The organism is Kordiimonas sp. SCSIO 12603 (assembly GCF_024398035.1).
GTDB lineage: Bacteria > Pseudomonadota > Alphaproteobacteria > Sphingomonadales > Kordiimonadaceae > Kordiimonas.
Window position 1 is genome coordinate 611884 of record NZ_CP073748.1, and the last position, 18550, is coordinate 630433.

General features: G+C 46.4%; 15 protein-coding genes. 8 read left to right on the forward strand and 7 right to left on the reverse strand.

Going from position 1 to position 18550, the window contains the following annotated elements:
* Window positions 1–32 precede the first annotated feature (32 nt).
* Window positions 33–1124, reverse strand: a complete 1092-nt coding sequence (locus KFE96_RS02830) for a glycosyltransferase family 92 protein (RefSeq protein ID WP_255834496.1) — start codon at window positions 1122–1124, stop codon at window positions 33–35.
* Between the two features lie 295 nt (window positions 1125–1419).
* Here KFE96_RS02830 and KFE96_RS02835 point away from each other — a divergent pair, with 295 nt between their 5' ends.
* The 4 genes from KFE96_RS02835 (at window position 1420) to KFE96_RS02850 (ending at window position 4195) form a co-directional block, all read left to right on the forward strand.
* Complete coding sequence (locus KFE96_RS02835; protein ID WP_255834497.1) at window positions 1420–2652, forward strand: argininosuccinate synthase; 1233 nt, start codon at window positions 1420–1422, stop codon at window positions 2650–2652.
* A 48-nt stretch (window positions 2653–2700) separates the two neighbouring features.
* The gene (locus KFE96_RS02840) at window positions 2701–3651 is read left to right on the forward strand and encodes an AEC family transporter (RefSeq protein ID WP_255834498.1); all 951 of its coding nucleotides are present in this window, start codon (window positions 2701–2703) and stop codon (window positions 3649–3651) included.
* Window positions 3651–3920 carry a hypothetical protein gene (locus KFE96_RS02845; RefSeq protein ID WP_255834499.1) on the forward strand — a complete coding sequence of 90 codons (270 nt, stop codon included), beginning with the start codon at window positions 3651–3653 and terminating at the stop codon, window positions 3918–3920. Before KFE96_RS02840 ends, KFE96_RS02845 begins: the two co-directional genes overlap by 1 nt.
* An 83-nt stretch (window positions 3921–4003) precedes the next feature.
* A complete protein-coding gene (locus KFE96_RS02850) occupies window positions 4004–4195 on the forward strand; it encodes a hypothetical protein (protein WP_255834500.1) in 192 nt (63 codons plus the stop codon).
* Between the two features lie 5 nt (window positions 4196–4200).
* Here KFE96_RS02850 and KFE96_RS02855 read toward each other — a convergent pair whose 3' ends face one another.
* The 6 genes from KFE96_RS02855 to KFE96_RS02880 form a co-directional block, all read right to left on the reverse strand.
* The gene (locus KFE96_RS02855) at window positions 4201–4626 is read right to left on the reverse strand and encodes an ester cyclase (protein ID WP_255834501.1); all 426 of its coding nucleotides are present in this window, start codon (window positions 4624–4626) and stop codon (window positions 4201–4203) included.
* Window positions 4627–4840: 214 nt separating this feature from the next.
* Entirely contained in the window at window positions 4841–6481 is a 1641-nt protein-coding gene (locus KFE96_RS02860; RefSeq protein WP_255834502.1) for a M28 family metallopeptidase, read from the reverse strand.
* Between the two features lie 79 nt (window positions 6482–6560).
* Window positions 6561–7184: a MarC family protein gene (locus KFE96_RS02865; RefSeq protein ID WP_247019144.1), complete on the reverse strand. Its 624-nt coding sequence runs from the start codon at window positions 7182–7184 to the stop codon at window positions 6561–6563.
* Between the two features lie 53 nt (window positions 7185–7237).
* Window positions 7238–8122, reverse strand: a complete 885-nt coding sequence (gene folD / locus KFE96_RS02870; protein WP_255834503.1) for a bifunctional methylenetetrahydrofolate dehydrogenase/methenyltetrahydrofolate cyclohydrolase FolD — start codon at window positions 8120–8122, stop codon at window positions 7238–7240.
* A 34-nt stretch (window positions 8123–8156) separates the two neighbouring features.
* Complete coding sequence (locus KFE96_RS02875; RefSeq protein ID WP_255834504.1) at window positions 8157–8480, reverse strand: DUF167 family protein; 324 nt, start codon at window positions 8478–8480, stop codon at window positions 8157–8159.
* A 3-nt stretch (window positions 8481–8483) separates the two neighbouring features.
* Window positions 8484–8774, reverse strand: coding sequence for a YggT family protein (locus tag KFE96_RS02880; RefSeq protein ID WP_255834505.1), 291 nt, complete (start codon window positions 8772–8774; stop codon window positions 8484–8486).
* Window positions 8775–8986: 212 nt separating this feature from the next.
* Here KFE96_RS02880 and KFE96_RS02885 point away from each other — a divergent pair, with 212 nt between their 5' ends.
* From KFE96_RS02885 to KFE96_RS02900, 4 genes are all read left to right on the forward strand, one after another.
* Window positions 8987–12019 carry a hypothetical protein gene (locus tag KFE96_RS02885; RefSeq protein ID WP_255834506.1) on the forward strand — a complete coding sequence of 1011 codons (3033 nt, stop codon included), beginning with the start codon at window positions 8987–8989 and terminating at the stop codon, window positions 12017–12019.
* Window positions 12020–12474: 455 nt separating this feature from the next.
* Window positions 12475–12888 carry a hypothetical protein gene (locus tag KFE96_RS02890; RefSeq protein WP_255834507.1) on the forward strand — a complete coding sequence of 138 codons (414 nt, stop codon included), beginning with the start codon at window positions 12475–12477 and terminating at the stop codon, window positions 12886–12888.
* Between the two features lie 140 nt (window positions 12889–13028).
* On the forward strand, window positions 13029–15764 hold the full coding sequence (locus KFE96_RS02895; protein WP_255834508.1) for a TonB-dependent receptor domain-containing protein: 2736 nt from the start codon (window positions 13029–13031) through the stop codon (window positions 15762–15764).
* A gap of 241 nt (window positions 15765–16005) precedes the next feature.
* Window positions 16006–18531 (forward strand): TonB-dependent receptor, encoded by a 2526-nt coding sequence (locus KFE96_RS02900; protein WP_255834509.1) that lies wholly within the window; start codon window positions 16006–16008, stop codon window positions 18529–18531.
* The last annotated feature ends 19 nt before the right edge of the window (window positions 18532–18550 follow it).

The following is an 18550-nucleotide window of genomic DNA, read 5'->3' on the forward strand; positions in this document are numbered from 1 at the left end:
TTGCTGACGCTGCGTGAGGGGCAAGAGGTTTTTTATGCCCAACCAATTTTTTTATATTGGTTACATAAAGTGTGATCTTTGCGGAAACTGTTTGGCCTTCTGGTTCTAAAAGTTTTCCAGCCAGAATTAAATTCGGGAAAATGTCTGTATTCGACAAGGTTACTTAGATTGACATCATTCTTCATGCCGGGAATTCTGTGTATATGCCATAGATGAGCATCCTTACACATGGAAGGTTTTAGCGCCCACTTTTTTGTCGGGAGTTTATGAATTTGTGAATAAAAATAATTGGAGTAATGTCGATTTTCTTCGGGGATTGAGAAATCTGTACCGCCTTCTTTTATTGTCCATACACCTGTAAACTCTAGATACTTCTGAGAAGTTTGATCGAGTAAATCCGGTATAGCTATATTGTCTTCACATACTATCAATTCATCAACATCTGCGTTGATAACAGTGTTCGCTTTTTCCAAATAACGCCAGCGTGCGTGTTGTAATGCATTGATTTGACAAAAGGCTAATCGGCCAGTCCAATTATCTGCCAACCTCGGTCCGTAGGGAAAAAACCAATCAATAACTCTTACTGTCTGCAGGCCTTTAATATCAGACAAAATGCTTAGTATATCTTCGCCGGAATAATTGGGGGCGTTATTGTTGTATAATATCAGGGCATTAACCTTGTGCGATTTTACATAAAACTCTACCCAGTTCTTGATCCATTGTAGGTTATCAAATTTTATCATGGTTAGGAGTACGTTTTTGTTTTTAAACGCATCATGTTCATTGGCATTCGGTTTAATCAGAAATTTGGAACCAGACTTTAACTGGAAGATATAGGCATCTTGTTTGTTGATTGGTTTGAAAGAAATCAGGCTGCATTTTTTTTGGTGAGTCTGTTTTTCGAATTGAATTATTTGTCTTGTTGATGGGCAAATTAGTGAGGTTTCCGTAATTTCATTTTCCAGATTCATGAAATTGGGACCATGGAGAAGAATTTGGTCTTGTCTTGTATAATACCCATCATAAAACAGGGTATGAGAATCAAAGTTCTTTTTGAAGTTCCCATCTACGTAGGATTCGGGAATGGGTGCATGCCGCAGTGGTTCGGATATGCCGTCAAGCATACATGATTGCAACGATGAAGCACCTATGTGCTGAAAATCTCGGCGCCTACGAATAAAGTTGAGCATTTTCTTATACAAAATAATTGCTTAGATGATGAAAAGTTAGGGTGAGTGGAATTTTTTCGCAATTAGTATTTCATGTAACATAAAGCGGAAGATGCTCATTTTGAACAGAAGTGATAAAAAACTAAAGCTAATTGAAACTTTATAAAAGCTCTTGTTTGACGCGAGCGATCCTGTGCCTATACTCCGCGCATTCATTGACATTATGTCATCATTTCTTGGAGTTAATTAAATGTCGGAGCAAATCAAAAAAGTTGTGCTCGCCTACTCAGGCGGTTTGGACACAAGCATCATCCTTAAATGGCTACAGGTAACATACGGCTGTGAAGTTGTTACGTTTACCGCTGATTTAGGCCAGGGTGAAGAGCTTGAGCCTGCACGACGAAAAGCGGAAATGCTCGGCATCAAAGATATCTTCATTGAAGACCTGCGCGAAGAATTTGTGCGCGATTATGTATTCCCGATGTTTCGTGCGAACACGGTTTATGAAGGTCAGTATCTTCTTGGTACATCAATTGCTCGCCCGCTTATTTCAAAGCGGCAGATTGAAATTGCCAAAGAAGTTGGTGCGGATGCAGTTTGCCACGGCGCTACAGGCAAAGGAAACGATCAGGTTCGGTTCGAGCTTGGCTATTACGCGCTTAATCCAAACATCAAGGTGATTGCGCCTTGGCGTGAGTGGGAGCTAAACAGCCGTACAGCACTTATTGATTTTGCTGAAAAGCACCAAATCCCAGTGCCAAAAGATAAGCGCGGAGAAAGTCCGTTCAGTGTGGATGCAAACCTTCTGCATACGTCATCTGAAGGTAAGGCGCTTGAAGACCCATGGACGGCTGCAGAAGAGTATGTCTACGCCCGTACAGATAATCCGGTAACAGCGCCGGATGAACCAGAGTATATCGAAGTGGAGTTTGAAAAAGGTGATCCGGTTGCCATTAATGGTGTGGCGCTTTCACCGGCTGAACTTCTAACCAAGTTAAATGAGCTTGGCAAAAAACACGGTATTGGTCGTCTTGATCTGCTTGAGAACCGTTTTGTGGGTATGAAATCTCGCGGTATCTACGAAACACCGGGTGGTACAATTCTGCTTGCTGCGCACCGCGGTATTGAACAGATAACGCTTGATAGCGGCGCGATGCATCTGAAGGATGAGATCATGCCTAAATATGCAAAGCTTCTCTATAACGGCTTCTGGTTCTCACCAGAGCGGGAGATGATGCAGGCGCTTATTGATAAATCTCAGGAATTTGTCGCGGGTACTGTGCGCCTTATGCTCTTCAAGGGCGGAGTGCATGTGGTTGGCCGTAAGAGCCCATACAGCCTTTATTCAATGGAACACGTAACCTTTGAGGAAGACAGCGTGTACGATCAGCGCGATGCGGAAGGCTTTATCAAGTTGAACGCCCTTCGTCTCCAGCTTCTCAAGCAGCGTGGTAACATTCAGGAACCACCAAGCTACGATTGAAAGTCCCAACGCTAGGACTAGCTAACAAGCTGAAAGGGGAAAGCGCACGTGCTTGAAATCATCACCATTGTCGCACCAGTATTTTTACTTATGGTGCTTGGCTATGGTTTTGGGCGCACCAAGCTTTTCCCTGAAGGATCTTCCACAGTATTAATCGCTTACGTGTGGAACATTGCGATTCCGGCGCTTCTGTTCAGTGCTATTGCGCCGCGCGAGTTGCCGGGGCTTGAACAGATTACCTATATCGGCAGCTATTATCTTTCGGTTTATGCCATCTATATAGCTGCCGTATATCTCTCGCGCTGGATGTTTAAACTAACACTCGCCGAGCAAGGTGTTTTTGCCTTCGCAACGGTGTTTGGGAATGTGGGCTTTATTGGAATTCCGATTGTGGAAGGCGCCTACGGTGAAGAAGGCTTACGCTTTCTCCTGATGCTGATGAGCTTCCACAGCTTCACCCTTATTCCAGTGACAACCATCCTTGTGGAACGTGCGAAGAATGTGGCTGGGGGCGCTGGTATGATGCAGCGTACGTTTGCTAGTATCCGCCAAAACCCCATTATTTTATCGCTCTTTTTCAGTCTGCTATGGTCAGCTTTTGGGTTGCCGTTTCCTTATTGGCTTGAGCGTTTGTTTGAGCTTCCCGCCCAGTCAGCGGCGCCTGTTGGGTTGTTTGCGGGTGGGCTTGCGCTTTCCCGGGTGAAGATTGCGGGGGACATGCTCCATTCGGTAGCAGCTGTGGTGTTCAAACTGGTTATGCTGCCGCTCGCGGTGTTCTCCATCACCAATTTTATCCTTGAGATGCCTAACATCATGGTGGCGGTGGCGACTATTATGGCGGCGATGCCTACGGGTATGATTGTCTATAGTTTTGGTGCGCAGCAGCAGGTGGGAGCCCGGCGCGCCGCGACAGCTGTTCTGATCTCAACCGCTTGTTCTTTCCTTACCATTTTCCTTATCCTTGCTTTCCTGAGGGAACAGGGAATGGTGCCAGTTTGATGAAAATGGATGGGTATAATAAGCTGATTAAAGCGCTGGGCAAGCATGCCGCTGTGGGCATTAGCGGGTTGGATGGTGCTGGAAAAACCACTTTTGCAAAAGAGTTGCTCGAAAGCCTCAAAGCAGAGGGGCTTAATCCCGTACTTCTTCATATCGATGACTTTAATAATCACGTAGTTCAGAAACGAATTTATGATGCTTACATGAGAGGTGTTTTACAGAGAAGCACTTCGAAATTTACTACCGAGAAAGCATTAAATATGAGATAGCCGCTAAAGCGATAGCAGAAGCGAAAAGCAAGGGGCTTGTAATTGTAGAAGGTATTTTTCTCTTTAAACCTCAGCTAAACCATTTGTTTGACCTGCGGTTTGAGATTGATACTTCACCCACCACCGCGCGAACGCGTTTTGTAAAGCGCAAAGAGGAAGTAGGCGATCCGCGCCCTGTGGAAGTGTTTGATGATATCTGGTTGCCAGCTTTCCAGCGCTACCGCGAGGAACACAGTAGCGGCGTTGAGGTCGACATCACCATCAAGAATGGCTGAAGTTGTTATTCAGTAGTAGCGGTTACCTGAACTTCCATGCCTTTACGGTCTGTCTGTAGCCAGTATTCCACAATTTTCCCGCCTTCAATTCGGTATACGGTGCTTGTTACTTCAGTAAGAGGCTTGCCGGTCACGGCTTCACCTGCATGGGCTTCTTTGTGAAAGCCGTCCTGCCGCCAGCGAACATAAACCCGGTCTTCATCTGCAATAATATCTTCGATAGTGACGGTGAAGTCTCCAAACGCCTGCTGAAACTCTTCAATATGTTCCCAGTACTGTGCCGGTGTGCGTTCCACTGTTGCGCCGCCTTCAGCCCAAACCTGATGGGCGAGTACCTTTGGAGCCATATAGTGGTGGACAGTTTCCAGCTTTTTACCTGACCTGATATTGAGAACAAAATCCCGAACAATTTCTTTTGGAGACGGCATCATACAAATTCCTGTATCTGACGAAAAGGCAGGTGTTGAATAGGGTAAAATTACCAAAGGGATAAATAGGTATAAACGCAAAAAGGTGTGTTTCATCATAAGTCTTTACCACTCGTATGATTAACACGCCGACAGCATTTATTTGGGAAGTGTGGTTTGATCTTCAACCACCAAGTAGGAAAAAAGGCGAGAGCTTGAGCTCCCGCCTTGAGATTCTTTATTTGCCTTTACGCTGAGCATCTCGTTTGGCTTTAAACTCACTGCCTTCAGACCATTTCGGCCAATCACGTGAATTCAGGATCAGGCGACCTGTTAGCTCATAAAGCTTCAGGTCTTCCACGGCGCCAGACAGGTCCCAGTCATCGCTATATTCATCGCCCGGTTTATGGTAGCCAACACGGAGATATTCCTTGCGGATTTCAGCCACATACTCTTTGCCTTTTTCTTTATGGTCATTGCCCGAGTTCGGGTAGAGCATCGGCACGCCTTCTTTAGAAAGCTCAAAATGGTCAGAGCGGTAGAAGCCACCTTTTTCAGGGTACGCATCAGGTGCTAAAACGCGGCCCTGTGTTTCAGCAATTTGGCGCAGATAGTTATCAAGCTCACTATTACCGTACCCCGTTACTGTTACGTCATTGGTTGGTCCAAAATTATTAAGGCCATCCATGTTGATACCACCAACGGTGTCTGCGAGCGGCACGAGCGGATTGGCAGCATAATAAGCGGAACCAAGAAGACCTTGTTCCTCCGCGGTTACAGCAATGAACATTACTGAGCGCTCAGGTTGTTCGCCGCTAGCGAAAGCGCGCGCGAGTTCAATGAGACCACCTGTGCCTGTGGCGTTATCAAGAGCGCCATTATAAATGCCGTCGCCCTCAATGGATGGATCAGTACCAATATGATCCCAGTGAGCCATATAGATGAAATATTCATCTGGATATTTAGAACCTTTAACAACACCGGCGATGTTCTGGGAATTTACATTCCCCACCTTGCTTTCGAAGCTTGTAGCGGCTTTCAAATTCATTGGGACAGCTTTGAAGCCCGGTGTTTCAGCAGCCTTCTGAAGGGCAGCACGATCAAGCCCTGCAAGTTTGAACAGGCGGTCGGCAGCACCCGTCGTGATCCAGCTTTCTGCCTGGCTAAGGCTCGCGCCACCATCAGGGCGGATGGTATCAAACTGAGGGCCTGTCCAGCTGGCATCAACAGTGTTCCACGGGTAAGCCGCAGGCTTGGTTTCGTGGATCATGATAGCGCCTGCCGCACCTTGGCGGGCGGCTTCATCAAACTTATAGTCCCAGCGGCCATAATAGGTCATGGCGTTACCATTAAAGAGCGCATCATTCTGAGTTGCAAAGCCCGGGTCGTTGATCATCATCACAACGGTTTTGTCCGTTACATCAATACCTTCATAATCATTCCAACCGCGCTCGGGTGCATTGATGCCGTAGCCTACAAATACCAATTCACTGTCTGCAAGTGAGGTTTCTGTTTGTGCGCGGCGGGTCCACACAACCATATCATTCCGGTAGGCGAAGGCTTCTGTGCCGTTTTCACCGCTGATGGTAAGGATTGGCGCACCTAGCGTTTCAACGGAAATAAGGGGTACATCTTGTGTGTATTTGCCGCCGTTCGCGGGCGAAAGGCCCGCTTCTTTGAATTCTTTGGTGAGGTAAGCAACCGTTAGCTCTTCGCCCTTGGTTGCTGGAGCACGGCCGCCAAATTCATCGGATGCCAGCGTCTTGATGTGGCTCGCTAGGGCAGTTTCGTTGATTTCATATGGTGCTGGTGTTTCAGCGGTGTCGCCGCAAGCTGCGAGTACAGCAAAGGCTGCAACTGATACAAATAATTTTTTCATCCCTGTTCCTCCCTGAAAGGATTTGGAGCAGGGTGGTTGATAGCGGCGCTGGTGTCAACGCCGCTGCCATGATTGTTACTTAACCACCCAGGAAGGTGGCTTTAAGCCCATCCAGAATATACTGGAATGCTAGCGCCGCCAGAATAACGCCTAATAGACGGGTCAGAACGGCATTCACGGTTGGGCCAAGGAAATCCATAACCTTACCTGCCACAAGGAAGGTTAAAAGTGTAATCAGCATCACAAGGCCAAGAGCCGCAAGAACACCCGCTTGCCCCACATAATCACCATTATGATTAGCAATAAGGAGCATAATAGTGGCAATAGAGCCCGGTCCAGCTAACAGCGGTAGGCCGATAGGGAATACGGAAATATCTTCAAAGTGTTCGTCAATCCGTTCAGCGGCATCCTGTTTACGTTCGGTACGTTTTTCAAAAACCATCTCAATCGCGATGATGAAGAGCATTACACCACCCGCAACGCGGAGTGCATCCATTGAAATGCCAAGCGCGCCAAGAAAAGCTTCGCCTACAAGGGCAAAGAAAACCAGGATCAAGGTGCCAACGATTGAGCCCTTTATGGCCATGCTACGTTTATGTGATTTTGGCGTACCTTGGGTAAGCCCCGCAAAAACCGGGGCAATACCGATAGGGTCAATAATCACAAACAGGGCGATGAAGGCTGCTATAAACGCTTCATACATATCATGTTTCCTTTAGGGTTAACTTTCGTTTGGCACCATACCGTTACGGTTGGCTAAATTTCAATGCCGTTTTGATAGCAAGTAGCGGTTACCGTATTCTTAAGAAGGCAGGCGATTGTCATCGGCCCAACACCACCCGGTACAGGGGTGATAGCATGCGCGCGTTCTGCCGCGGATGCGAACTCAACATCTCCTACAACACGGGTTTTGCCTTCACCGCGCTCTGGCGCAGGGATACGGTTGATACCTACATCAATGACTGTGGCGCCTTCTTTGATCCAGTCGCCTTTTACCATTTCCGCTCGGCCAACAGCAGCTACCACAATATCCGCAGCCCGAACTTCATCTTCGAGATTTTTCGTACGGCTATGTGCGATAGTAACAGTGCAGCTTTCATTTAAAAGTAACTGTGCCATTGGCTTTCCAACAATGTTTGAGCGGCCAACAACGATGGCCTTTTTGCCGGAAAGATCACCAAGTGTGTCTTTCAGCATCAGGATGCAGCCAAGCGGTGTGCAAGGCACCATGCCTTTGCCGCCAGTTGCCAGAAGGCCTGAGTTTACAACATGGAAACCATCCACATCTTTTTCAGGTGAGATGGTTTCAATGATGGCAGCTTCATCCATGTGCTTTGGAAGGGGCAGCTGCACAAGAATACCGTTTACAGCAGGATCGGCGTTTAGTTCTTTTACTTTTGCCACCAGTTCTTCCTGACTGGTTTCTTCTGGCATTTCAAAGTGAAAGCTGTTCATCCCAACTGCAGCTGTTTGTTTCACTTTGTTTTTTACATAAATCTCGCTTGCAGGGTCATTCCCAACAATGACAACGGCTAGGCCAGGTTTAATGTTATGATTATCTTTGAGTTTGCTGACATCTTCAGCAACATTTGATCGCACTTTTGCGGAAAAGGCTTTTCCGTCTATCAGGTGGGCGGTCATGGGCGTTCAGCTCCGGGCATAAGAGTAGTGGTGTTTAAATTTTCAGGCCCAGCACCATAAGTTTTTCGGTGATTATATTTTTAAGGGCGTCACCGTCGCCTGTAATCAAAACCGTCTTTTGCCGGGCTTGGTCCCCCGCTATAAGGGTTATAGAGGTTTTGGGCAACCCGAGTTTTTTCGATAGCAGCTTCACGAGCGACGCATTGGCTTTCCCTTTTTCAGGGACAGCGGTTACAGATGCTTTGATATAGCACTTGCCGTCTGCATCATTTTCAAGGCGGATTAAGGCATCTTTTGATGCCTTAGGTGTAAGTTTGATATGAAGAACAACGCCTTCAGCTTTGAGCTGTAACGGCACAGGTTAATAGAACATTGGTGCGATTGAGGTGTTGATCAAAATCTGAACGAAACGGATACCTAAAAACAGTACAATAACTGATAGGTCCAGCCCGTTGAATGGCGGAACGTATCTTCGAATATGTCGAACAGCAGGCTCAATTAGTCGACCCAAGAAGCCATTAATTGTCTGTACCAGAGGTTGGTAGCTGTTAATAATGTTGAAGGCGACGAGCCAGCTTATGATCACATAGACCAGCAAGCATAATGCATATAGATCAAGCACTGTGTTAATCAGCCAGAAGATTGCTGTCATGATTTTTTATCCTTTACTGTCAATTGGCCTTAATTAGCACGGACCTTGCAACTGATGTAGTGAATTTAATGCTCAAATGCAATCGAGCGGCAATTTTTGCCTTTAAAAGCGAGTCGTTTTCAATGGTTTGCAAATGAAGGGCGGTAAAGTTTGCCGACTAGGAATTTATTTCCGAGTTTTGAGCAGGTGTGTTGACTGAAAGAAACTAGTAGATGGCACTGTTTGGAAATGCGAGTTTTGGCTCATTGTTCGGCGCTGGCGGCGCTCAGAGCACATTTTCCACGCCTGTAATTGGTGTTAGCCAGTCTCTTCTTCAGGCATCCTTTAATGCTGACCTTACTCGCCTTGGTCTCCAGAATTTATCTCCAGCTGATCGTGCTGCTTTTAACCGAGGCACATCAGAGGACGCTTTTATCTTGCCACCGGGATTCAGTGGCGCGGAAGAAGCTGAAGATACGACCTTGAATGAAAGGGTTCGTGAGGTACGGGCCAAGACTACTTTCATTGATACTGACTCCCGATTTATTGAATCGGTAGAGAATGATATCGACCGACAGGCAACGTTTGTTTTGTTTCAGGCGCTTACAGATCTTAGAACGCTTGCTGAATTTGCTGCAGATGATCGTACGACAGAAGCTTCTCTCGAGCGTGCTGATGAACAGTTCCAGAGAGGTTTTGCGGAAGTTCAAAATTACCTTCTGGAGACACAGACCGATAGATTGGATTTATTCCTCGGTGAAAAAACCGACGATGTGGAAACGGCTATCCGTACAGGTAGAAATGGTACTGTAACCGAAGGCTCTGGTGTTGTTGCAAACCGTACGGATGTTGTATCCGGATTGACGGGTACCGAGGTCTTTACAGTTTCCATCAGTAAGGCTGGTGAAACAGATAATATTACGGTTGATTTGTCTGGTATCTCTGGTGACCTGACACTTGAGAATATCGCGGCTCATATTAATACGCAAATTGAAGCTCTTACGGATACGAACGATCAGGGCGAAGAGTTTATCAAGCATCAAACCCGTTTCAGTGTAAGTGAGGATTCAACCGGTCGTTTTGGGCTTCAGGTAGATGGTACGATTACGGAAGCGGTAACATTATCTGCGGCAAGTGCGGAACCAACGCTATATGTGGCTTCTTCCGTTTCCCAAATTGATGAGAGTTTCGCGACAACAGCACGTGTCACGCAGGTGAATGGTCTGTCGGGTACTCTTGTTAGAGACGATTCTTTCACATTTGCAGGTATTGATTTGGCTGCGACTGAGCTTAACGAGCTTACGGCTGATGCAGAAGAAGATGATCTGGATGAAGATATCGCTGCACTGCGTGATCAATTCAGAGCTGATGCGCTTGCTGATGTTACCACTAATAGTACGTCAAATGATGATGACAACACTTCAGATAACTCCGCATCTATCACGAATGTAGACAGTGAGTTTGTTGAAAATGCTAACACGTTTGGTAATCGAGTTGCGACAACCAGTGACGGGGGTATTTTCGTTGTAGGCACCACGCAAGGTTCGTTTGGGCACCAGATTAATACATCTGGCACTCAGGATGTTTATCTTACCCGCTTTGATAGCGAGGGGAACGAGCTATTCTCCCGCCTTCTTGGCGCTGCAGATAGTGCTGACGTTTTTGATATTACTGTTGATGCGAACGATAATGTTATTATCACGGGTCAGACTAATGGTGAACTTGCGCAAGGTGATGTAATTGATAGCGAAGAAGGTGATGCCTTTGTTGCCAAGTTCAATGAAAATGGTGATGAAGTTTTCCGGTATCAGCTTGATACATTTGCTGAAACAAGTGGCCAAACCGTTGCTGTCGATTCTAATGGTGATATATTTGTTGGCGGGTTTACGCGCTCGGCAATCGGTATTGGTTCAACGTTCTCCGGTGGTGAAGATGCATTGGTGTTGAAACTAAACGGCACCACGGGCGCGCTTCAGGATAGCCATGTATTTGGTACATCAGGTAATGATGTTGTGAAGGGTATTGCGGTTGACGCAAACGACAACGTAGTGCTGGCGGTTGAAGAGGGTGCTAATGCTGTTGTTTACCGAGCTGACGGCAGTAACTTATCCAATCAGACAGATAGTGTAACCTTTGGCAATCTTGGTTTGGGCGGCTCTATCGAGAGTTTGACGATCGATAATACCAATGGTGAAGTTTATCTGGCCGGTACTACAAATGGTGGCAGTTTGAATGCATCTGGTGCTGCGACGGTTAATGGTGCTCAATCTACAGGCTTTGATGGTTTTGTAAGCGGCGCTACACTAAGTGGTAGTACGAATTTGTCTGCTAACTTCACTACTTACCTCTCGACGACGGGTACAGATACCATCGCTGATGTGGTGGTAAATAACGGCAATGTTTATGTGGCTGGCTCTACAAATGCCGAATTTGCCGGTGAGGATGACCGTGGGGCAACGGATGCTTTTGTAGCAAGGTTGGATGGTGCTTCAGGAACCGTAAGTGATATTGAGCAGTTTGGTGAGGGTTTGGCGCGTACCAATGTAGGTGGTTTAGCGTTTACCACGCAGGGCGATAGTGTGCTTGAAACACTGGGTTTGCCTGTGGGCGACATCAGCATTGATGAAACACTTGATATTGAAACTCAGACATCAGCCACGGAAGGTGATCACTTCTTTATTTCTTTTGATGGTGGTCGGCGTCGTGAGATCGATCTGGATGAGGGTGATACACTAGATGATATTGCCCGCAAAATCCGGATCGCTGGTTTTGGTCAGGTTGAAGTGAATGTAAGCTCCAGCCTTGAAGGTGACCGCTTGCAGATTGAAGCTTTGAGTGACGGTGTATCTGTTGATTTGATCGCTGGCGCTGATGGCGAAGACTTGCTTGGCCATCTAGGATTGGAACCAGGACGCTTGCTGCCGCGGGATGAAATTTTCGATCTGAATGACGATGATGATCGCCCGTTTGATCCTGAGACAGATCTGGGTGGTGTTTTTGGTTTGGGCCTTGAGGGTGCACTGCATATCCGAGACAGAGCGACAGCGAATTATGTTTTGAATTTGCTTGATAGTGCAATCGGCACAACCCAGCGGGCTTTCAGGTCCCTTGAGTTTAACCAGTTCCGTGATCTTCTTAACAGGCCGGGGGCAAGCGGTGGCACTGTTTCTCAGGCAACTCAGAATCAGTTGGCTAATTTACAGTCTGGTCTTGCTCGTTTGCAGGCAGGTTCCCCTGCAGGATCTTCTCTAAGTTTGTTCGCTTAGTAACACTTTGTAAAGAAATCAGCCTTATAAAATTTGCGTCTGAATAGGTGCAAATTGGGTGAGGCACGGCTTATTGCTAAATAGGTTGATGGCCTCATAAATGAAAAAGCCCGCTCTTTGAGCGGGCTTTTTTCTACTTGAGCGGGGTACGCGGGAATAGGTGCACGATTGGGGGTCGAGTAAATAAATTACCCATTCCCGCACCCCTGCTCGAGAGGTACGTTTATATATTCAAGGGGTGTGCCAGAATTTTAAATTAAATAAATCTTTTAAAATCAATATATTAGATAATTTCGAATATCTGCATTACTAAAATTGTATCATTTTGTTGAAAAATGCATCGATAATTTGTCTTTAAATGCAACAATTGTTGTAAAATGCGATAACTTATCACTTTTCATTCGACTGCAGTTGGGTCATGCTATTGATCTGACAGATAATTTTGAAAGAAACCTATGCTGAGATTTGCTTCAATAGTGCTGTTCCTTTTGCTGGCGGCCGAGTTTTCGCCTGCCCTTTCGGTCGTGACCATGCAGGATGCGCCGGAAGAAGGTAAGCACAAGGTTGAGCTAATGCCCTTTACCTTCACTATGCAAAAAAGAGGCAGGCTTATCGGTAAGGTGACTGTGCAGGTTGTTCTTGAAGTGCAGGATGCTTCAAAAATCGAATATGTTAAGCAGCGTGTACCACAAATTCGAGCCGATTTTAATTTGGTGCTGTCTGAACTTTCTCGCGTTCGATTTGATATCAATCGTCCGATTGATCCTGACCTAGTTCAACAATATCTGACACCATATGCAGATTACCGTATGGGGAAAGATGTTGTGAAGGTCTATCTTAAACAGGCTCTTATTGAGCCCAATAAGTAAATAAATACAGCTACAAACAAATAACAAACTGCCCTGACTATAAAAAATAGTGGTTCAAGCCCTTGACCAAAGGGGTGATCGAACTAACCATTAATAGTTGGGAAGGAATAAAAGATATTAGTCTAATCAGGAGGGGATATATGCTTCTTACTCGCTTTAGGAATGCTACCGCCTTGGCGGCAGGCTGTCTGAGCATGCTTGCAACTAGCCAAGTAGTGGCTCAAGACGATGAGTCCTATGAAATCGAAGAAGTTGTTGTTACCGGTACTTATTTAAAAGGTAAATCACAGTTTAACAGCCCATCACCAATCGCGGTGATCGGCGCAGATAATTTGAATAACATCGGCGCTAGTACAGTAGCGGATCTTGTTCAGACGCTAACAATCAACGCTGGTTCTCAGAACAATCCAGACGCGTTTACGCAGAATAACACCACGGGAACGTCAAACTTTAACCTGCGCGGTCTTGGTGTGGCGTCCACGCTTGTTCTTTTGAATGGTCGCCGTCAGGTTAACACAGGCGCGCTTACGAATGACGGTGTAACATTTGTGGATACAAGTTCACTTGTGCCGCAGATCGCTGTGCAGCGTATTGAGATCGTGAAAGATGGTGCCGCAGCGATTTATGGTACGGATGCTGTTGCTGGCGTTGTTAACTTTATCACGGATGATAATTTTGAAGGTCTTTCACTAAGTGCACGCGGTGCAACACTGACAGGTGAAGGAAGTCAGAGCGATCTTCAGGTTGAAGGTAAATTTGGTTGGAGTTCAGGTAACACGAACTTCATGATTGCCGCTAGCTATCTTGACCGTACAGAACTAACGACTGCAGAGCGCCGTCTAAGCCGCCCTGAGGATGATAGCTCTGCGCTTGGCAACCCAGGTTCGTTCTTTGTGCCGTCAGTTGCTGCCGGCCTGGCACAGCAATCAGCTGCAGCTGCAGCTGCCGGCAACGCAACGTTGGCTGCTCAGTTGGCTGCTCTTGCTAGGGCACCAATTATTGACCCAACAGGTTGTGGCGAAGTAGGTGGTATTCCTGCGGCAGCTACAACTCTGCCTAATGGTCTTCAGCCGGGTACATGTCGTTTTGATTTCGGTGATTTCTTCACGCTCGTGCCTGAAGAAGAGCGTATTCAACTGTACGGTGTGGTGAAACACGAATTTGAAGGTGGGCATACATTCCGTGCTGAAGTTGCTTATGCAGATAATGAAGCAAGCCGCGGTAACTCGCCATCGTTCCCATTCCTTCAGTTAGGTGCTGCTCAGGTACCTGCGGATCACCCAAACAACGTATTTGGTGAACAGGTTACATTCTTTGGCCGTGTGAGCGGTGTAGGTGGTGATGTATCGCCAAGCAGCTTTACATCTGAAACATACCGTGTGAGCGGTGCAATTGATGGCCCAATTAATGATAACTGGAGCTATAACCTTGCAGCAACCTATGCCCAGAACGATCACACGAACAATACAGAAGATACTGTAACAGATCGTGTTCGTCTTGCTCTGCAAGGCCTTGGCGGCCCAAACTGTGATGCTGCAACTGGTACGCCTGGCGAAGGTAGCTGTCAGTATTTCAACCCGTTTGCGACATCATTTACTACTTCGCCAAATGATCCGGCACTGCTTGATCATCTGATTGCTACTCAAACTATTGAGAGTAATTCAGAGCTATGGACAATTGATGCTGTTCTTTCAGGTACAGTGGGTTCGCTTCCTGCGGGTGATATTGGCCTTGCGGTTGGTTTCCAGTACCGGGATGAAACTTTTGGTCGTGATCTAGATCCGCTTGCAAATGCTGATGCGTTTGCGTTTGTGATCGGCGCACCAGATTTTGAAGACAGCCGTAGCATTTATGCATTCTTTGCAGAGGCTTTAGCGCCAATCACTGATAAGATTGATCTATCTGTTGCAGCTCGTTTTGAGGATTATGGTGGGAATATTGGATCAACATTTGATCCAAAAGTATCTCTACTTGCACGTCCAACAGATAGTCTGACCCTTCGTGGTAGTTATTCCACAAGTTTCCGTGCGCCTAGCCAATTCCAGATTCAAGGCCAGGCTACGAGCCTTAACCAGATCAGTGATCCACTTACAGGTGGTACATTCTTCGCGGCGGTTCGTGGTACAGACCCTCAAGGTGGTCGGGCTCTTGATCCGGAGCAAAGTAAAGCATGGAACTTTGGTCTTTCCTGGCAGCCAATTGATGGTTTGAGTGTTGATATTGACTATTTCAACTACGATTTCTCTGATGTGATCATTCAGGAAAACTTCCAGTCTGTAGTGAATGCTGATCCAACAGGTGACCGTGTGGTTCGTGCCTTTGATGGCGGTCCGATCCTGATGGTATTTGTAGATTATGTGAATGCATCAAGCGTTAAAACAGATGGCCTCGATGTATCTGTGAAGTATGATATCGAAGTTGGTGACGGCGTTATTCAGCCGTTCTTCGACGGTACATACTTGTTCAGCTATGATATCACTGATCCACAAGCTGGTAACATTGATGGCGTAGGTAACCGGAACTTCTCTAACTTCGGTAGTCCAACACCAAAAACACGCTTTAACACAGGTATCGCGTTTACCAACGATACCCATGATGCGCGTTTCTATGTTCGTCATATCTCTGGTCTGGATGATGATCAGGTTATTGGTGGGGTAGAGAATGGCGATATCCCAAGCTACACAACTGTAGATGTTCAATATAGCTTGAACCTTGGCGGTATTTTCGAAAACCTTGATGGAACATCGCTCCAGATTGGTGCTCGGAACGTGTTTGATAAAGATGTACCACGCGTGGCAACAAATGGTGGCTTCGAAAGCCGTACACATGATCCACGTCAACGTTCGGTTTATGCGAAAATTAGCACAACATTCTAATGTTGCTACTTTACGTTACGGAATCAAAAGGGCGACCTCGGTCGCCCTTTGTCTTTTTGAGCACTAATTTCTATTTTTCTTTGAAAAAACAGCAGTTTGGCTAAAGAATCCCCTTGACCTGAGCCATTTGCCATATGATCATTTTACTTAGGTCTTTGAAAGTTTTGAACCTTGATACGTGTTGCCAGAGCATATGAGGATGTCGGGTTTTCAAGACTAGGGATATATATGGGAGGACTTCATGAAACTATCACGCGGGCAAGGGACGCGTTCCCGCCTTTTGGCATCTGTCGCGTTGTGCGCGAGTATGGCCACCACCACAGCAGTCGTTGCACAAGATGACGATTTCGAGCTCGAAGAAATTCTTGTAACATCATCCAAGCGTACTCAAACGCTACAGGAAACACCGATTGCAGTTTCTGTAACAACAGCAGAAACCTTTGAAAAAGCACGTCTTTTAGATATCAATGATCTACAAACCGTTGTACCTTCATTGCGTGTTACAACACTTCAAAACTCCGCATCGACAAACTTCGTAATTCGTGGTTTTGGTAATGGTGCGAACAACGCTGGTATCGAACCATCAGTAGGTGTGTTCATTGACGGTGTTTACCGTTCTCGTTCAGCGGCACAAATTGGTGACCTTCCACGTCTTGAGCGTGTTGAGGTACTAAGCGGCCCACAAAGTACACTCTTTGGTAAAAACGCTTCTGCGGGTGTAATCAGCGTAGTTTCTGCGGCTCCATCATACGAAACAGAAGGTCGTGTAGAGCTTCAGTATGGTAATTATGATCAGGTTGTTGCACGCGGTTATGTTACGGGCGGATTGTCTGATACTGTTGCTGTTAGCCTATCGGGCGGTATTAACAAGCGCGATGGATATACAGAAAGCCTCGTAGATGGAATTGATGATCTAAACGACCGTGATCGCTGGAATATTCGTGGTCAGGTACTCTTTGAGCCAAGTGAAAATGTAAGCTTCCGTTTGATTGCTGATTACAGCAAGATTGATGAGAGCTGCTGTACAGTTACCACTATTCAAAATGGCCCGACAGCTGCAGCTGTTCAAGCGCTTGGCGGTGCTTTGAATGATGATACAGATCCATTCTCATATACAGCGCCGTTCAACCAGCCTTCTATTAACGAAGTGAAAGATGGCGGTATCTCCCTTCAGGGTGATGTTGACTTTGATACCTTCACTCTAACATCCATCACAGCTTACCGCTCGAACAAGAGCTTTAACGATGCTGAGGCGGATTATACGGGTGCGAATATTATTGATAGCGCGAACAATGACGCTGATATCGATACATTCACTCAAGAAATTCGCCTGACATCTACAGGTGATAATGTACTCGACTGGATGGTTGGTGGTTTCTTCTTCCAGGAAGATATCACACAGATTCAAGGGCTTGAGTATGGTACAGACACACGTGCTTACGTAGACCTTCTAACAGGTGCGCCGGGTACACTTGCAACACTAGAAGCACTTTCTGGTTCAACACCAGGTTCGTTCTTTAATGCAGATACTACAACGCGTGAAACTTTCACGCAGGACAACACTGCATATTCTATCTTTGCAACAGTTGATTATCATATTACTGACCGGGTAACACTGACAGGTGGTGTGAACTACACCAAAGATAAAAAGACTGTAACAGGCAGCACTGTGAACGGGGATGCATTCTCTGCAATTGATCTGTTCACTGTGAACAATGGCCTTATCCCTCAAGCCTTCTTCGGACAGGCATTCCAGGGAGCGACAGGCCTTGCACCAACACCAGAGAATATTGCCGCCATTGAAGCTGCAGCTCCTGGCACAAGTGCTGCTATTCAGGCTGGTGTAAACGAGTCGATCACTGGTTTGCAGGCGCTGCAGTTCCAGCCGCAATTTGTTGCCTTCCCGAACTCTGTGGAAGACGGCAGAACAAGCGATGATAAATTTACATGGACAGCACGTGTGGCTTATCAAGTAAGTGATGCTGTGAATGTGTATGCAAGTGTTGCAACAGGCTTTAAGGCTTCGTCTTGGAACTTGTCACGCGATAGTCGTCCATTCCCTGGGGATCAGGCAGCACTTGAAGCCGCTGGTCTCACTCAGGTTAACCAGAACTTTGGTACACGCTTTGCTGGCCCAGAGGAATCAACGGTTTACGAACTTGGTCTGAAAGCACGTTTTGCTCGCGGCCATTTGAACCTTGCTCTGTTCGACCAAACTATCAAAGGCTTCCAGTCGAACGCCTTCACAGGTACAGGCTTTAACCTTGTAAACGCTGGTAAGCAATCGACCAAAGGTGTTGAACTTGAGTTCTCTTACTACCTAACAGACGATTTTGTTGTTGGCTTCTCAGGTATTTACCTAGATCCGCTATATGATGATTTCGTAGGTGGCCTTGGCCCGAATGGTCCAACAGACCTATCAGGCACACGTCCGCTGGGTATTCACGAATTCAGCGCAAGCACATCTGCTACATATAACTTTGAATTCGATAACGGAATATACGGTTATGTACGTGCAGATTGGCTTTATGAAAGTGATGAGCCTGTTGGTGATCGTTTCCCAACAATCACTCGTGAAGTTAATACCTTCAATGCAAGTGCGGGAATCACTCTTGAAAATGGTGTAAGCCTTCAGATTTGGGGCCGTAACCTATTCAATGATGAGTATTTCTTCACGGCGTTCCCAGGTGTTATTCAGCCGGGTACGATCAATGGTTATCCAAGTGCGCCAAGAACTTATGGTCTAACACTGGCTTACGAGTTCTAAAAAACACTAAGAAATCTGC

What these genes read in the sequence shown, in the direction of transcription:
- KFE96_RS02830 (WP_255834496.1), bottom strand. Translation starts at nt 1,124, where the DNA reads ATGCTTGACGGCATATCCGAACCACTGCGGCATGCACCCATTCCCGAA.
- KFE96_RS02835 (WP_255834497.1), top strand. Translation starts at nt 1,420, where the DNA reads ATGTCGGAGCAAATCAAAAAAGTTGTGCTCGCCTACTCAGGCGGTTTG.
- KFE96_RS02845 (WP_255834499.1), top strand. Translation starts at nt 3,651, where the DNA reads ATGAAAATGGATGGGTATAATAAGCTGATTAAAGCGCTGGGCAAGCAT.
- KFE96_RS02855 (WP_255834501.1), bottom strand. Translation starts at nt 4,626, where the DNA reads ATGATGCCGTCTCCAAAAGAAATTGTTCGGGATTTTGTTCTCAATATC.
- KFE96_RS02860 (WP_255834502.1), bottom strand. Translation starts at nt 6,481, where the DNA reads ATGAAAAAATTATTTGTATCAGTTGCAGCCTTTGCTGTACTCGCAGCT.
- KFE96_RS02865 (WP_247019144.1), bottom strand. Translation starts at nt 7,184, where the DNA reads ATGTATGAAGCGTTTATAGCAGCCTTCATCGCCCTGTTTGTGATTATT.
- folD (WP_255834503.1), bottom strand. Translation starts at nt 8,122, where the DNA reads ATGACCGCCCACCTGATAGACGGAAAAGCCTTTTCCGCAAAAGTGCGA.
- KFE96_RS02880 (WP_255834505.1), bottom strand. Translation starts at nt 8,774, where the DNA reads ATGACAGCAATCTTCTGGCTGATTAACACAGTGCTTGATCTATATGCA.
- KFE96_RS02885 (WP_255834506.1), top strand. Translation starts at nt 8,987, where the DNA reads ATGGCACTGTTTGGAAATGCGAGTTTTGGCTCATTGTTCGGCGCTGGC.
- KFE96_RS02890 (WP_255834507.1), top strand. Translation starts at nt 12,475, where the DNA reads ATGCTGAGATTTGCTTCAATAGTGCTGTTCCTTTTGCTGGCGGCCGAG.
- KFE96_RS02895 (WP_255834508.1), top strand. Translation starts at nt 13,029, where the DNA reads ATGCTTCTTACTCGCTTTAGGAATGCTACCGCCTTGGCGGCAGGCTGT.
- KFE96_RS02900 (WP_255834509.1), top strand. Translation starts at nt 16,006, where the DNA reads ATGAAACTATCACGCGGGCAAGGGACGCGTTCCCGCCTTTTGGCATCT.